The sequence below is a fragment of the Paenibacillus sp. FSL R5-0923 genome (assembly GCF_038009145.1).
Classification (GTDB): domain Bacteria; phylum Bacillota; class Bacilli; order Paenibacillales; family Paenibacillaceae; genus Paenibacillus_AQ.
In genome coordinates this window covers 4,748,401-4,763,422 of sequence record NZ_JBBPAT010000001.1, presented here as the reverse complement: position 1 = coordinate 4,763,422, position 15,022 = coordinate 4,748,401, and the positions used below count along the sequence as shown (strand labels likewise).

The window sequence follows — 15,022 nt, the reverse complement described above, 5'->3', positions numbered from 1 at the left end:
TGACGACATGAGACAGTTGCGACCGGTTGGAATTATAGGAACTGGGAAATATGTACCTGAGAAAATATTGACAAATAGCGATCTGGAAAAAATAGTGGAGACTAACGATGAGTGGATCGTCAGTCGGACAGGCATCCGCGAGAGACATATTGCTGCGCCTCACGAGGCAACTTCTGATCTAGCGTATGAAGCAGCACTCAAGGCACTTGATTCCGCTGGAATGAAAGCCGAAGATTTGGATCTTATTATTATTGCAACAGTAACACCTGATAGTGCTTTCCCTTCTACAGCCTGTATTTTACAGGATAAACTGGGTGCTAAAGGCGCTGCGGCTTTTGACTTGTCAGCAGCCTGCTCTGGTTTTGTATACAGCTTAGCTACTGCGGTTGGCTTTATCCAGAACGGAATGTACAATAATGCACTTATTATAGGTGCGGATACTTTATCCCGCATCACAGATTATACAGATCGCAATACTTGTGTCTTGTTTGGTGATGGAGCAGGTGCAGTTATCATTGGTGAGGTTCCGGAAGGTCGTGGTTTCCAATCCTTTGATCTGGGTGCTGAAGGCTCTGGAGGGAACTTGCTTAAGCTAGAAGCCGGCGGTTCGCGCTTGCCTGCCTCTCAGCAAACCGTTGAAGATAAGAAGCATTTCATTTATATGAATGGCCGTGAAGTCTTTAAATTTGCTGTTCGTGTAATGGGCTCAGCTACAGAACGTGTGCTTACTAAAGCTGGTCTGGGTAAGGAAGATATCGATTTGTTTGTACCTCACCAAGCGAATATTCGTATCATTCAATCCGCTATGCAGCGTCTTGATTTGCCACCAGAGAAATGTGTAATCAATGTTGATAAATATGCCAATACTTCGGCTGCCTCCATTCCACTAGCGCTTGTTGAAGCGGCGGAAGAAGGACGTATGAAAGAAGGCGACACCGTCCTGATGGTTGGATTCGGCGGTGGCTTGACTTGGGGCGCATCTGTATTGATCTGGTAATAAGCTAAGACCGTTATACGGGAAGGAGTTCATACTTATGAGTAAAATTGCATTCGTCTTTCCCGGTCAGGGAGCACAAGCAGTTGGAATGGGCAAGGATGTTTATGATGCTCTTCCAAACAGCCGTGCAGTGTTCGAGAAAGGGGATGAAGTTCTCGGATTTCCACTAAGTAAGCTGATTTTTGAAGGACCGGACAGTGAGTTGAAGCAAACGGTAAACACGCAACCAGCGCTTCTTACAGCAAGCGTAGCCTATCTTGAAGCTCTACGTGAACAAGGCTTGAAGCCGGATTATGTTGCTGGTCATAGCCTTGGTGAATACAGTGCACTAGTAGCTGCGGGTGTGTTGTCATATGAAGATGCTGTAACACTTGTACGCTTGAGAGGTCGTTTCATGGAAGAAGCTGTTCCAGGAGGACAAGGTGCAATGGCGGCAGTGCTTGGTGCAGAACGAGAAGCGCTGGCAGCATTATGCCAAACTATCTCTGAAGAGAATGGTGTTGTAGAACTGGCTAACGTTAACTGTCCAGGTCAGATCGTTGTTTCCGGATCTCAGGAAGGCGTTAATGGTGTTGTGCAGCGTGTTAAAGAAGCTGGTGGCAAGCGGGCAATTCCGCTAGAAGTAAGTGGACCTTTTCACTCTTCTATGATGAGAGCTGCTGCAGATCGTTTGGCAGAAGAGTTGAAGAAAGTAACCTTCAACACTCCAAATGTACCTGTCATCGTTAACGTCACTGCATCACCGGTAACAGATCCCGAAGAAATTCGCGAACTGCTTGTTCGTCAGGTGTATTCTCCTGTGCTTTGGCAAGACAGTATTGAATGGTTGATTGCGGATGGTGTTGACACTTTTGTTGAGATTGGTTCTGGTAGTGTTCTGGCAGGTCTGATCCGCAAAATAGATAAAACAGTCAAAGTAATCAACATTAATACACTTGAAAGTGTCCAAACTGTTTTGTAAGAAATGGTTTAACATTTTGACAACAGCATCATGATTGAAAGGGGATTAGACTATGTTCTCAGCATTGCGGGGCCAAACGGCCCTTGTAACTGGCGGCTCACGTGGCATTGGCCGTAGTATCGCGCTTGCTCTTGCAGAACACGGTGTAAAGGTGGCCGTGAACTATGCAGGAAGTGAAGCGGCGGCACAGGAGACTGTGGCTCGTATTGTCGAGCTTGGCTCGGAGGGTATTGCACTCCGTGGAGATGTCGGCAATAGTGAACAGGCCGAGAGCCTTGTGAAAGAGGTTCTTAATACCTGGGGACGTATTGACATTGTTGTCAATAATGCCGGCATTACTAGGGACAACCTGATTATGCGCATGAAAGAGGAAGAGTTCGATCAAGTGATTGAGACGAATCTGAAAGGTGTGTTTAATTGCCTTAAGGCAGCAACACGTCCGATGATGAAACAGCGCTATGGCCGAATCATTAATATTTCCTCGGTTGTGGGCGTGACAGGTAACCCTGGTCAGGCTAATTACTCTGCAGCTAAGGCTGGTGTCATCGGTTTAACGAAGGCATCGGCTCGTGAGCTTTCTTCGCGGGGCATCACCGTCAACTGTATCGCTCCTGGGTTTATTGATACAGATATGACGCGTGAGCTCTCTGAAGAGGTTCGCAGTGAGCTAGAGAAGGGCATTCCACTAGCTCGCCTTGGGCGTCCGGAAGAAGTAGCTATGACAGTTGTTTTCTTAGCTTCTGAAGGCGCCGCTTATATGACCGGCCAGACACTACACGTGGATGGCGGGATGTATATGTAATTCTCCTTTGAAAATATAAGAAAGTATAAGTTTCACACTATACTTTATCTTTATATTTCTTGCTTAAACACTTACCGTCCTTATAAGGACGCCGAAAGCGTTTATGCTTGGGAGAAATTACACTGTTTTAAAGATGAAATGTGAGGGATCAGGAAAGCGTTTTTTGCGGTCTATGGTATTTTGACCTCATATCTCGTATAATACCAAAAGAGGAGGTGAACCGGATGTCCGATGTATTAGAGCGTGTAAAACGCATTGTCATCGACCGCTTAGGTGCCGATGAAGCTGAGGTAACATTAGAAGCGTCTTTCAAAGATGATTTAGGTGCTGATTCTCTTGATGTAGTAGAATTGGTTATGGAATTGGAAGATGAATTCGACATGGAAATCTCTGATGAAGATGCAGAGACGATTACGACCGTGGGTGAAGTTGTGAAGTACATACAATCTCATACCTAGAGTCATATGATTGAGAGTCCCGTTCCAACTTGGGCGGGGCTTCTCCTCATTTATACAGCATTAAAGTTGTATTACAGGTTGCCATGTGCAGCTTCATAGGGATTATAACAGAACCGCGGAAGCTTTAATGATGCGGTGATCGCTGTTCATATAGTAATAATTTGCAGTATATAAGTACTGAATATAATGTATACAGCCTATAGATGGGGTGATTGTGTTTGAGTCATAGAGTGGTTGTAACCGGGATGGGCGTAATTACGTCACTGGGGAAAGACTTGGAGACGTTCTGGGATAATCTGATGAGCGGTAAATCAGGTGTATCGATGGTTGAAGCGTTTGATGTCAGTGAATACACTACGCAAATTGCTTCATCAGTTAAAGACTTTGATCCGGAGGCTCTTTTTGGCCGCAAGGAAGCCCGCAAAATGGACCGTTTTGTACAATTTGCAGTGGCTGCTGGTGAAGATGCATTGAGAGACAGTGGACTTAAGATCGGTGAAGATATCGATGCTGAACGGATCGGTGTATCTGTTGGTTCGGGTATCGGTGGTCTTGGTACTTGGGAAGACAATCATAATCTGTTGCTTGAAAAAGGGCCAAAACGGGTTAGCCCGTTCTTTATCCCGATGATGATCGCTAACATGGGTTCTGGGCAGCTGTCCATTAACCTCGGTGCAAAGGGACCGAATACGACTACAGTGACAGCCTGTGCTACAGGAAGTCATTCCATTGGGGAATCGTTCCGTCTGATTCAACGTGGAGACGCGGATGCTATGATCTGCGGTGGTTCGGAAGCGACCATTCGTCCAACAGGAATGGCAGGATTCTGTGCAATGAGAGCGATGTCCACTCGTAATGATGAGCCGGAGAAGGCTAGTCGGCCATTTGATGTAGATCGCGATGGTTTCGTTATGGGAGAGGGCGCTGGGATCTTGATTCTGGAATCCCTTGAACATGCTGAGAAACGTGGAGCGAAGATTTATGCTGAGGTAATTGGCTATGGTCTAAGCGCTGATGCTCACCATATGACTGAACCGGATCCAGATGGAGCAGCTCGCTGCATGAAGATGGCAATCCGTGATGCTGGTATCTCTCCTGAAGATATTGATTACATCAACGCACATGGTACTTCAACGCCTGTAGGAGATCGATCAGAAACGGCTGCTGTTAAGAAAGCATTAGGCGAACATGCCTATAAAGTAGCTATTAGCTCAACGAAATCCATGACAGGTCATCTTCTAGGTGCTGCTGGTGGAGTTGAAGCTATTATCTGCGGACTTTCTTTGCAAAAGGGCATGATTGCTCCAACAATTAATTTGGACAACCAGGACCCGGAATGTGATTTGGATTATGTACCAAATGTTCCACGTAAAGCGGATCTTGATATTGTAATGTCGAATTCGTTTGGATTCGGGGGACATAACGCAACAGTTATTCTAAAAAAATATAATCAGTAAGGGGACAGCGCGGTGAAAGGAGAACTGAAGCAGTTACAACAGCAACTTCAAATCCAATTTCACGATTCTGTGCTTCTGAAGCAGGCCTTTACCCATGCATCTTATGTGAATGAACACCGTTTCAATCAGCATCAGGACAATGAGCGTCTCGAATTTCTAGGGGATGCTGTACTGGAGCTGACGGTTTCTGAATATTTGTACAATCTGTTGCCAGATCGACCTGAAGGGGAACTGACCAAGCTACGTGCCGCTATCGTATGCGAGCCTTCGCTGGTTAAGTTCGCTGAGAGTTTAGGTTTTGGCCGTTATGTACTGCTGGGAAAAGGGGAAGAACTTACGGGCGGACGTACTCGCCCGGCCCTGCTGGCTGATGTGTTCGAATCCTTCGTGGGAGCGCTTTATCTTGACCAAGGACTGGAAACTGTACGGTCTTTTCTTGATAATCACGTATTTCCACTTGTGGAGACGGATGGGAAACTGCAAATGCAGATGACCGATTATAAGACGGAACTGCAAGAGCTAATTCAGCAGCACAATATGGGTACGTTGGAATATCGGATCATTGAAGAACGGGGACCCGCGCATGAGCGTGAATTCGTCTCTGAAGTGTTAATGACTAACCGTTCACTTGGTAAAGGGAGCGGCCGCTCGAAGAAGGAAGCAGAGCAGCAGGCTGCAGCAGCTGCACTGTTGCATCTGAAAGAAGATGGTGCCTGAATTTTGCATCATGTGGACAAGCGGAGGAGAGCAGCAAAGGTCTGAATACCGGCGTTTAGGCGGAGCTCAGACCGTTGCTGCTCTTTTTCGAAAGAATAGCCAAGCTTCATTTTGAAGCTATTTTAGGCGAATAAACGCTATGGTATAATGGGTCAGAGGTGATAGGCAAGTATGTTTTTGAAACGGATAGAATTAGCTGGTTTTAAATCATTTGCCGACAAAACAGAAATGGAATTTGTGCGCGGAATAACGGCCGTAGTGGGTCCGAACGGAAGCGGCAAGAGCAATATTTCTGACGGCATACGCTGGGTGCTCGGCGAACAGAGTGCTAAATCACTGCGTGGCGGCAAGATGGAAGATATTATTTTTGCCGGTAGTGACGCGCGTAAAGCTGTGAATTATGGTGAAGTATCACTTACGCTCGATAATGAGGATCACACGCTTCCACTGGATTTCAGCGAAGTTACAGTGACTCGGCGTGTTCACCGTAGTGGTGAGAGTGAATATTTAATTAATAAGCAATCCTGCCGACTGAAGGATATCACAGAGCTGTTCATGGATACCGGTATCGGGCGTGAGGCTTATTCGATTATCGGACAGGGTCGGATTGAAGAGATTCTGAGTACTCGTTCCGAGGATCGGCGAGGCATATTCGAAGAGGCATCGGGTATTGTAAAATATAAATCGCGCAAAAAAGATGCAAGTCGAAAGCTTGACGACACGGAGCAAAACTTGCTTCGTATTCACGATTTGATTAGTGAGCTTGAGGATCAGATTGGTCCCCTTAAGGATCAATCGGAGAAGGCCATTCGCTTTAAAGAGCTTCGGGAACAACTGAAGAATCAGGAAATTTCAGTCTATGTGCATCAGATTGAAGGCATTCATACAGCTTGGCAGGAAGGTAACGCTAAGCTCGAAACTTTAAAGGATGAGCAACTGGAGTTATCTACAGTTGTCTCAGCCCATGATGCCAAGCTGGAAAGCGGACGTGCTGAACTGCGCGCGTTAGAAGAACAGATCGAGAAGCAGCAAGAGCAATTGCTCCGTTATAGTGAAGCTTATGAGAAGAGCGAAGGTTACGGGGAAGTGTTGAAGGAACGCAAGCGTAATCTTGAGAGCAACCGTGAACAGTTAATGCTCACATTAGGTTCTGTAGGTGAGCGTTCTGCGGACCGACAGCGTGAGCTTGGGGATTTAGAAGCTAAGCTCGAAGCGTCCCGGCTTAAGCTTGTTGAGCTTCGGAAACAGATCGAAGCGGAAGAGGCAAGACTCGAAGGTGTCGCTGACGGTATTAGTCAGAGCCAGGAGGAGAAGCTGAAAAGTGCTCTCCTGGAGTTAATGAACCTTATGGCGAATGCACGTAACGAAATTCGTTACGCGGATCAACAGAAGGAGAACCTGGAGCGTCGTATGAGCCGCAGTGAAGAAGAAAGCGGCAAATGGACTGCACGGCATGATGAGCTGTCTGCTAACCAGAAAGGGCTAAAAGACAAGATTGCCCAGCTTGGAAAAGAACTAAGCAATCTTCGTGGTGCTTATATTACTGAAAGTGAACAACTTAGTAAACGTCAGAAGCTGATTGAAGAGACGCAATCAGGTCTGAGAAAGTGGGAACAGAAGCGGGAAGCACAAGTCTCCCGTCACGAGACCATGAAAGAAATGCAGGATGATTTCGATGGCTTTATGCTTGGGGTTAAAGAAGTTCTCAAAGGAGCTCGTAAAGGACAGCTTAACGGTGTGCATGGTGCGGTTGCTGAACTCATCTCCGTTCCGGAGAAGCTGGAAATGGCTGTTGAGACTGCGCTGGGTGCATCGCTGCAACACGTGGTTATGGATAATGAGAGCGTGTCTCGTCAAGCGATATCTTTCCTGAAGCAACGTCAATTGGGACGAGCTACTTTTCTACCACTCGATGTTATCCGGCCACGCCAAATTTCCGGTAGTGACCGAGGAATGGTGGAAGATGCTGAAGGTTTTGTTGGAATTGGTTCCGAACTCGTTGGATACGATGATAAGTATGCAAGTATTGTTGGCAGTTTGCTTGGCAATGTAGTTATTGCTGAGAGCCTGGAGCAGGCCAACCGCATCGCCGCAAGATGCCAGTATCGTTATCGTGTGGTTACGCTAGAGGGTGATGTAGTCAATGCCGGGGGCTCCATGACTGGTGGTAGCCAACATAAGAAGAACAATAGCTTACTTAGTCGTAAACGCCAGCTGGATCAGCTGAGCAGTGAGATCGAAGAGAGCGAGCGTCAAATTGTTAAGCTGAAACAAGGCATAGCCAGACTTCGTGAAGAGCAGGAGAACGCTAGCGTGAAGCTAGAGGACCTGCGCCGTGATGGTGATGAGAAGAGACTGGAAGAGCAACGTGTTTCTGGCGATTTGAAGCAGCTTGAACAGGAGCTTCGGCATGTACAGGAACAAGTGGAGAGCACAGGCGCGGAACGTAGTGGCTTTGAAAGTGAGGTCCGCACGCTTGAGGAGACTCGGAAACAAGCCTCTGCTGAGCTTGAACGTCTCGAGAAGGAAGAGAAGGAAGCTCATGAGGGTATCCGTAATGCCGAATCGGCGCGTAAAGCGAATGAATCCGCTAAGGAAGAGTTGCAAGGTAAGCTGACCAGTATGAAGGTTTCGGAAGGCAAGCTCGATCAGGAGATTTTCTCCTTGGAGGAGCAATTACGTCGTCTAAGACAAGATGCGGGTTCACAGGATAAAGAGCTGCGCCAGAATCGAAATCTGTTACATACGATCGAACAGGATTTGGCTAGTAATGCTTTGGAAACCGTGAAACAGAAAGAAGATTTGAATAGTTATCGTCTGAAGAAGGAAGAGACAGCCGGTACTTTGGATCTAGCTCGGGCGGAACGTTCAGCGTTAACCCGTAAGCTTGAGCTAGAGGAGGGTAAGACCAAGGATCAGCGTCAGGCACTTAGAGTCGTGGAGGACAAGCTGCGTTCTACTGAAGTTTCTGTGGGTCGTCTCGATGTTGAACTTGATAATATTCTTCGTAAGCTGAGTGATGATTACGAGCTAAGCTATGAACTAGCGAAGCAACGTTATCCTGTGCCCGAAGATGTGCCTGCCGCACAAGCGGATGTACAGCGTCTGAAACGCAGTATTTCTGCATTGGGCGAAGTGAACTTAGGTGCGATTGAAGAATATCAGCGTGTTCATGAGCGTTATACCTTCCTCAGTGGACAAAAAGATGACCTGGTCGAAGCCAAGACTACCCTGTATCAAGTTATCCGTGAGATGGAAGATGAAATGTCCAAACGCTTCAAACAGACCTTCGATGCGATCCGTAAACAATTCGGCACGGTATTCTCGAAGCTGTTCGGAGGCGGTCGAGCTGATCTCATGCTGCTGGATCCAGAACATATGCTTGAAACAGGTATAGATATCGTAGCCCAACCACCGGGTAAAAAGCTTCAAAACCTGCAGCTCCTATCTGGTGGGGAACGCGCCTTAACTGCGATGGCCCTCTTGTTTGCCATCCTGCAAGTGAAGCCGGTTCCGTTCTGCGTACTGGATGAGGTAGAGGCTGCGCTAGATGAAGCGAATGTCGTGCGTTTTGCACAGTATTTGCGTGAGTTCTCGGAACAAACGCAATTTATCGTCGTTACACACCGCAAAGGAACGATGGAAGAGGCGGATGTGCTCTACGGAGTGACGATGGAAGAAGGCGGAGTATCTAAGCTTGTCTCTGTACGTTTAGAGGATGAGGAAGCAGAGATCGCTTAACGGCTTGCCAAATTGGTGATTTTTTTAAGTATCTGCTTTCGAAGCGAGTTTTGTACGAAGTTGTTCGATGTAGTGATCTTATACAAAACTAAGCATAGGCTTCCGAAGCGAGTTTTGTACGAAGTTAAATCAATGAAGTGTCGCTCACAAAACTTTTAGGAGGAAACAAATGAGCTTTTTCAGGAAGTTAAAAGAAAGCATTTCCGGCAAAACGGAAAGTGTAACCAAACAATTCCGCGACGGATTAGAGAAAACCCGTAAAGGCTTTGTCGAAAAGGTAGCAGACCTGATTATCCGCCGTAAAAAAATAGATGAAGAGTTCTACGAAGAGCTGGAAGAAATCTTGATTGGTGCGGACGTAGGTGTTAATACAGTAATGACACTTGTCGAGGATCTGCGCGCCGAAGTGAAGCAAAAGCGAATTGAAGATGCAGCAGAGCTGCAACCCATTTTGTCCCGTAAGCTCATGGAATTGCTGCGCGGCGATGACGATAACAGCCTGAAGGAAAATCCGGATGGCATTACAGTTATTTTGTTCGTTGGGGTAAATGGAGTAGGCAAGACGACTACGATCGGTAAACTAGCACATCGTTACAAACAAGAGGGTAAAAAAGTTCTTTTGGCCGCAGGGGATACGTTCCGTGCCGGAGCGATTGAGCAGCTCGAAGTTTGGGGTCAACGTGCTGGCGTAGACGTAATTAAGCAACAAGCTGGCTCTGACCCAGCCGCTGTTATGTTCGATGCTGTTCAAGCGGCTAAGCAGCGGAATGTAGATATCTTGATTTGCGATACGGCAGGCAGACTTCAGAATAAGAGTAATCTGATGGAAGAGCTCAACAAAATTTTCCGCGTTATTCAAAGAGAAATTCCTAGTGCTCCGCATGAAGTACTGATGGTGCTAGATGCGACCACAGGTCAAAATGCGCTTACTCAAGCCAAGCTATTTGGTGAAAAGAGTGGGGTAACAGGGCTCGTCTTGACGAAGCTGGATGGTACAGCTAAAGGCGGAATTGTAGTAGCCATTCGTCAGGAAATGAACTTACCAGTGAAGCTCGTAGGGCTCGGAGAAAAGATGGAAGACTTGCAGCCATTTGATTCTCAGCAGTTCGTGCATGCTCTTTTTGCCGGATTAATTGCTGAGGAAGAGTCAGAAGAATCGGAAGAGTAAGTGTAATCCATCCCTACACATAATCATAAAGAAGTCATATTTACAAGGAATGTCCTCGAAGCTATATTTAGTTTATGAGGGCATTCCTTTTTTATAAAATGTTTGTTAGTTGTTAATGTAGCGACCTCTAAGGAATTCTTAAAAAGTACAAATGCATCGCGTAGGGTATCCCTTTAAATAACAGCTTCCCCTCACTAATAAGCCTCCAGAAGCGATATTCTATAAATGAGGTACTGATAAATAAATTCCACTGTCCTATAATTGCACCTACAATAAGTCCTGCATTTACGAAATGAAATCCCTGTTCATTCTTTTGCAGTTGCAGAATTAAGGATAAAATGTCTTCGTCATAGTATGTTTCGGGTACATTCGTTAGCTGACCTTTGAACCATACTCGAAGCATATCCTCAGTGTTGCTGATTTCTTGCCACTCCAGCTCATACTGTTTTCTCTGCGCGGAGGTAAGGGGTTGCGTATTTTCGGTGTTTTTGATAATAGTTTGCACAGCTTCGTTTGGGAGCTGACCCAGGGACTGGGGAGATAAGTCCATGCTATATTGTTCAGTAATCCCAGGAAGCTCCTCATAAGCTTCGATTGGATTTATAACATAAATAGGTTGCTTCCTCTCACTAAGAACAGAAAGTGCAAATCGTAAACCTGTCTGATCATGGGAGTTGTTTCCGCACCAAATAGTGATTTTTTTGTCCTCGGGAATTTCTTTTAAGGTCTGAATCATGGCTCCCAGTTTATGCTGGGGATTGAGATGATAACCCTGATCCGGAAATCGTTCTTGAAACCATAACTCACGGGCATGACACCCTTCATCATTATGTAATTTGCACAGCGGTCCAGCAGAGAACGTCTCATTAAATGAAAGTACTCTTATTAAATGACGACTGCCTACACGACTAAGTGCTACCTTCATCGAACCAGCTTCTGACAAACCAAATAAAAGATAAATATGCTTCCGCCTAGCCTCTTCCTGCTCCATGGTCATAGTATATTTGTGATCCATTTGTTCACTCTCCTAACGCTCCAAATTATACCATATAACTGAAATTACTTTCCCAGACAACTATATAAAAAAACCAACATATGAAAAATTCATAATAGTAATGCTTGTCACTACTCCTGCATACAATTCAATGAAGAAACTACATTTCAGCTCCGGCAACCTATATAAGAGAGAAAGGAAGCGATTCCAAAACACGGAAATATTCAGAGATCACATTTCTCTGTTATATATATTGACATCGGCAATAGAATTTACGTATTATGGGAATACAAAACAATATTTTCAAGGATATTTTCAGAAATTAAAGTATAGGTTGTTAGTAAAGATAACATTATCGAAAGGAGTCGGGCTCATGTCCAAATTAGATCCTCTGCCAGGTCTGTCTCCGTATCCGCTGCAACATTTTTTCGATGAAATGTATGCAGATAAGAGAAATGTCCGGCCGCATTATAGACATGTGAATCGCATGTTTTCCGGAATGAGCTCCGAAGAGCTGCAGGGTAAGCAGAATTTGATGCAGCGCAGGATGATGGAGGAAGGAATTACTTTTACGCTATACAATCCGGCTCAGGATCATCCCATGGAGCGTACGATTCCCTTCGATATGATTCCACGCATTATTCCTAAGAATGAATGGGAGAGGCTAGAGGCTGGAATTATTCAGCGTATCACGGCTTTGAATCTGTTCATTCATGATATCTACCATGAGCAGTACATCGTAAAGGATGGAATAGTCCCAAGGCGTATGATCATCTCCAACTGTTATTTCCGGCCAGAAATGACTGGTCTAAGGGTGCCTGGTGGAGCCTACATCACTACCTCGGGAATCGATCTGATTCGCCATCATGATGGGCAATATTATGTGCTTGAAGATAATCTACGAACGCCTTCAGGTTTTTCATATCTTTTTAAAGGCAGAACCCTTATGAATCAGTTGTTTCCTGAATTGTCCTTTGCCAGCTCCATCCGAGATGTTGATCATAGCTTGAATCGCTTCTTATCCGTTCTACGTAGTTTATCACCCTCACGAAAGTCAGATCCGGTTATAGCACTTCTTACACCTGGGGAATACAATTCTGCTTATTATGAGCATGCTTTTCTAGCACAACAGATGGGTATACATTTGGTTGAAGGACGAGATTTGGTTGCAAAGGATCACAAAATATATTTGAAAGAAATGAACGGACTTCGCCGCGTAGATGTACTATATCGCCGTTTGGATGATGATTTCATCGATCCGTTAGCTTTTCAGCCGGATTCACTTCTAGGGGTGGCGGGTCTGATGAATGCGTATCGGGCAGGGAATGTAGCGATTGCTAATGCCCCGGGGACTGGTGTTGCTGATGATAAAGCGATGTATGTCTATGTACCGGATATGATTCGTTATTATCTGAATGAAGAACCGATTCTTGGGAATGTCCCGACCTATCTGCTAGGCAGGCCTGATGAACGTTTATATGTCCTTGAGAACCTATCTGAAATGGTTGTTAAGGAAACCTCTTTATCCGGGGGATATGGAATGTTGATCGGAAGCGAAGCTACGAAAGAAGAACTCGCTGAATTTCGAATGAAGATTATCGCAGATCCGGAGCGTTATATTGCGCAGCCGATCATGTCTCTATCTAGAGCACCGGTATTGTCAGGAGGAACAATGGCACCGAGACATATCGACCTTCGAGCTTTTGTATTAATGGGTGCTGACCGTAAGCCACATGTTATCCCTGGGGGATTGACACGGGTGGCTATGAAAGAAGGGTCTTTGGTCGTAAACTCCTCGCAAGGTGGTGGCGTAAAAGATACTTGGGTCATGGCTTGATACAACCTAGTGAGGCTTGTTGATGATTAACAAAATGCAGCATCAATTTGTTAAATAAGGGAGTGGCTGGAGATGCTGAATCGAAATGCTGAAGCTTTGTTCTGGATCGGCAGATATATTGAAAGGGCAGAGAATCATGCGCGGCTAATCAATGTTCATTATCATATCCAGCAGGAAGAGGATTTTCATGAAGAAGGACATAAATGGTCAAGGTTAATCGATGCGCTAGGCGTTCGAGGTGAATATATGCAGCAGTTCGAAACCTTTTCCGAGCAGGATGTCCTATCTTTCATCACACTTGATTTAGGCAATTCTAATTCATTATTCTCTTGTGTACATCATGCCAGAAATAATCTGCGAACACTCCGTCAGCAGCTTCCAAGTGAATTATGGGATGTTGTCAACAGCTTCAACCTATGGCTTGGTGAGCGGTCTGTTGCAGATATTATGAGCGGCCCACATCAGTTCTATCAGCAGGTTAAGGAGCGTACAGCCATGTTTCTCGGAGCAGAGCAGTCGGTAATGCTTAGAGGGAATGAGTGGCATTTCATTGAGAGCGGACGGTTTCTAGAGCGGGCAGAGAATACAACTCGTATCTTGCAGGCGGTCATTGCCTCATGCCGATTTAAGGAGCTTGACGCGGTTTATACTCAGTTGCAGGCGGTGCTTAAATCCGTTAGTGGGTACCAGGCGTTTCGCCGTTATTATGCAGATGCTATGTCCCCGGAGAGCATTTTAGATTTCTTGATTGCGAATCCCAAATTTCCGCGTTCCATTCGTTTTTCTTTTCATCAGCTGGAAGAGCATTTAGCAAAGCTTGAACTAGATCCCTCAGAGAAAGGTTCAGGTCATGAGAAGGTTATCCGGCAAGCGGGTAAGCTAAAAGCAGAGCTGGATTATATGGAAAAGGAAGAAATGTCCGGCGAGCTAGTGGAAGATGTGCTTAAATCGCTGGTGATATCCTGTCAAAAACTTGGTAAAACAATGGAGGGCGCCTTTTTTCGGCGAGAAGGAGTGTCTGTATGAAGATTCAAATCAATCATACCACCACATACAGCTATCCAGAGCCGGTTACGGACAGTGTCAATGAGATCAGACTCACGCCACGCACGAATTATCGCCAATCCTGTTATCACCATGAAGTGGATATTTACCCGCCAGCCAATCTATTAACCTATGAGGATTTCTTCGGGAATCGGGTCCATGCCTATTCGGTTAATAAACCGCATACGGAGATGGTCATCCACACTAAAGCTACTGTAGTTACACTGGATAAAGCTCAGGGGACAGATCTCCCGAGAACATCTCTTGAAGAACAAATTAGATTGTTAAATGACGAGGGATTTCAGAACCGTTATATTGAGTTTATATTGCCGACTCGTTATACCGAGGTGACGCCTGAATTAGTGGAGTTTGCCTCACAGTACCCTTTTAATGAAGCAGAGGATATGTATGAATGGATTCTTAAATTATCGGCGACGATTTATGAACAGTTCACCTATGACCCTGAGGCTACAAGTGTAAATACTACGGTAAAAAAAGCACTGAAGCTTAAACGCGGTGTATGTCAGGATTATGCTCATCTAATGATTGCTGTCTGCCGTAGTGTCGGTCTGCCGTCCAGATATGTAAGTGGATATCATTTTGTTGGTGATTTGCAAGGGAGTAATGCTAATTTTGAGCAAGCCTCACATGCTTGGGTGGAGACTCACATTCCGGGTACAGGTTGGCTTGGTTTCGATCCGACGAATAATGTTGAGGTCAATTGGCGTTACATTAAGTTAGGTCACGGACGGGACTACAAAGATATTGTACCTGTAAAAGGTGTATATCGTGGTGGAGCAGGCACTCTGACCGTGAAAGTGGATGTGCGGAAGCTGGACAATTAGA

12 protein-coding genes are annotated in these 15,022 nt (G+C 45.5%); 11 read left to right on the top strand and 1 reads right to left on the bottom strand.

Features of this window, described 5'->3' with window-relative positions; all coding sequences use genetic code 11:
- The first annotated feature begins 7 nt into the window (after positions 1-7).
- From MKX35_RS21290 to ftsY, 8 genes are all read left to right on the top strand, one after another.
- Positions 8-997 carry a beta-ketoacyl-ACP synthase III gene (locus tag MKX35_RS21290; RefSeq protein WP_139328492.1) on the top strand — a complete coding sequence of 330 codons (990 nt, stop codon included), beginning with the start codon at positions 8-10 and terminating at the stop codon, positions 995-997.
- A 37-nt stretch (positions 998-1,034) separates the two neighbouring features.
- Positions 1,035-1,958, top strand: coding sequence for an ACP S-malonyltransferase (fabD, locus tag MKX35_RS21285; RefSeq protein WP_042187705.1), 924 nt, complete (start codon positions 1,035-1,037; stop codon positions 1,956-1,958).
- A 52-nt stretch (positions 1,959-2,010) separates the two neighbouring features.
- Entirely contained in the window at positions 2,011-2,760 is a 750-nt protein-coding gene (gene fabG / locus MKX35_RS21280) for a 3-oxoacyl-[acyl-carrier-protein] reductase (RefSeq protein WP_042187706.1), read from the top strand.
- Positions 2,761-2,984: 224 nt separating this feature from the next.
- A complete protein-coding gene (locus tag MKX35_RS21275) occupies positions 2,985-3,218 on the top strand; it encodes an acyl carrier protein (protein ID WP_036686493.1) in 234 nt (77 codons plus the stop codon).
- A 218-nt stretch (positions 3,219-3,436) separates the two neighbouring features.
- Positions 3,437-4,675: a beta-ketoacyl-ACP synthase II gene (gene fabF, locus MKX35_RS21270; protein WP_076282776.1), complete on the top strand. Its 1,239-nt coding sequence runs from the start codon at positions 3,437-3,439 to the stop codon at positions 4,673-4,675.
- Positions 4,676-4,687: 12 nt separating this feature from the next.
- The gene (gene rnc, locus MKX35_RS21265) at positions 4,688-5,392 is read left to right on the top strand and encodes a ribonuclease III (protein ID WP_042127220.1); all 705 of its coding nucleotides are present in this window, start codon (positions 4,688-4,690) and stop codon (positions 5,390-5,392) included.
- A gap of 171 nt (positions 5,393-5,563) precedes the next feature.
- On the top strand, positions 5,564-9,133 hold the full coding sequence (smc, locus tag MKX35_RS21260) for a chromosome segregation protein SMC (protein ID WP_076282775.1): 3,570 nt from the start codon (positions 5,564-5,566) through the stop codon (positions 9,131-9,133).
- A 169-nt stretch (positions 9,134-9,302) separates the two neighbouring features.
- Positions 9,303-10,301 carry a signal recognition particle-docking protein FtsY gene (gene ftsY, locus MKX35_RS21255; protein ID WP_042187710.1) on the top strand — a complete coding sequence of 333 codons (999 nt, stop codon included), beginning with the start codon at positions 9,303-9,305 and terminating at the stop codon, positions 10,299-10,301.
- Between the two features lie 127 nt (positions 10,302-10,428).
- On the opposite strand, the gene MKX35_RS21250 is transcribed toward ftsY, so the two are convergent.
- On the bottom strand, positions 10,429-11,316 hold the full coding sequence (locus tag MKX35_RS21250) for a DUF1835 domain-containing protein (RefSeq protein WP_076298879.1): 888 nt from the start codon (positions 11,314-11,316) through the stop codon (positions 10,429-10,431).
- A 352-nt stretch (positions 11,317-11,668) separates the two neighbouring features.
- Between MKX35_RS21250 and MKX35_RS21245 the strand changes: the two genes are divergently transcribed.
- The 3 genes from MKX35_RS21245 (at position 11,669) to MKX35_RS21235 (ending at position 15,021) form a co-directional block, all read left to right on the top strand.
- Positions 11,669-13,132: a circularly permuted type 2 ATP-grasp protein gene (locus MKX35_RS21245; protein WP_076282773.1), complete on the top strand. Its 1,464-nt coding sequence runs from the start codon at positions 11,669-11,671 to the stop codon at positions 13,130-13,132.
- A 72-nt stretch (positions 13,133-13,204) separates the two neighbouring features.
- Positions 13,205-14,158, top strand: coding sequence for an alpha-E domain-containing protein (locus tag MKX35_RS21240; RefSeq protein WP_076282772.1), 954 nt, complete (start codon positions 13,205-13,207; stop codon positions 14,156-14,158).
- Positions 14,155-15,021, top strand: a complete 867-nt coding sequence (locus MKX35_RS21235) for a transglutaminase family protein (RefSeq protein WP_042187715.1) — start codon at positions 14,155-14,157, stop codon at positions 15,019-15,021. The genes MKX35_RS21240 and MKX35_RS21235 overlap by 4 nt, the downstream gene beginning before the upstream one ends.
- Position 15,022 lies beyond the last annotated feature (1 nt).